This window comes from Faecalibacterium langellae, assembly GCF_002549775.1.
In the GTDB taxonomy this organism is placed as follows: domain Bacteria; phylum Bacillota; class Clostridia; order Oscillospirales; family Ruminococcaceae; genus Faecalibacterium; species Faecalibacterium langellae.
This window is the reverse complement of the sequence record NZ_NMTR01000074.1, coordinates 1-1,019: the sequence shown is the minus strand read 5'-3', so window position 1 is coordinate 1,019 and position 1,019 is coordinate 1. Positions and strand designations below refer to the sequence as shown.

1 protein-coding gene and 1 pseudogene are annotated in these 1,019 nt (G+C 38.3%); both read left to right on the top strand.

The features are described 5' to 3' along the window. Nucleotides 1-564, top strand: a 564-nt coding sequence (locus CGS49_RS13780; protein WP_143405894.1) for an SAM-dependent methyltransferase, incomplete at its 5' end; no start/stop codon positions are given. A gap of 136 nt (nucleotides 565-700) precedes the next feature. Then, nucleotides 701-1,019, top strand: a pseudogene (locus tag CGS49_RS13775) (ammonium transporter); the annotation flags it as partial.

Here is a 1,019-nt window from a genome sequence, read left to right as displayed (position 1 = left end):
GATCCTGGTCATGATCTGGTCAAAGCCGCCATTGCTGAGGATATTCCTGTAGTAGCCCTACCTGGCGCATCAGCTGGTATTACTGCTTTGATTGCTAGTGGTCTAGCGCCTCAACCTCATATTTTTTATGGTTTCCTCCCCCGTAAAAAAGGTCAGCAGATTGATTTTTTCAAGGAAAAGCTGTCTTATCCTGAGACACAGATTTTTTATGAGTCGCCTTATCGTGTGGCAGATACCCTTGAAAATATGCATGAGATCTATGGCAATCGCCAAGTGACACTAGTTAGAGAACTGACCAAGCTTTACGAAGAGTACCAACGAGGAACTATTTTAGAAATTTTGGATTATATTGCTAGTAATCCACTCAAGGGTGAATGTTTACTGATTGTAGCTGGGGCTTCTGAAAATGATAGGGAAGGATATCTAACATCAGATGTTGCTCCAATCGAGGCTGTTGAAGGTTTAATTGCTTCTGGCATGAAGCCTAATCAGGCTATAAAAACCATTGCTAAAGAACGGAAAATAAATAGACAAGAGCTTTATAACCTTTTTCATGGGGTGTAAGAAGCTCTTTTTTTATGGTAACATAAGATGTTAGAAAATAAAAAATTATCAAAAAAATCCATAAATAAGCTTGTGGGATTTTTTTTGTGTGATATTATTTAACATAAAAATAATTTCTTTTGATTGGAGTGGTTTTATGGATACAGGTAGTACTGCCTTTATATTGATATGTTCAGCCATGGTGTGCTTGATGACACCAGCTTTGGCCTTCTTCTATGGTGGTCTGGGGCGTCGAAAAAATGTCATTAATACCATGATGATGTCTGTTCTTCCCTTAGCAATTGCCTCTCTCTTGTGGGTTGTTGCTGGTTATTCACTTTCTTTTGGTGGTCAAGGCTATTTCTTTGGGAATATTAGTCATCTCTTTTTACATGGAGTCTCTGAAACGACTTCAAGTCGTGGTCTAGCTATTACTGATCTCTTATTTTCGGCTTTTCAGATGATGTTTTCCATTA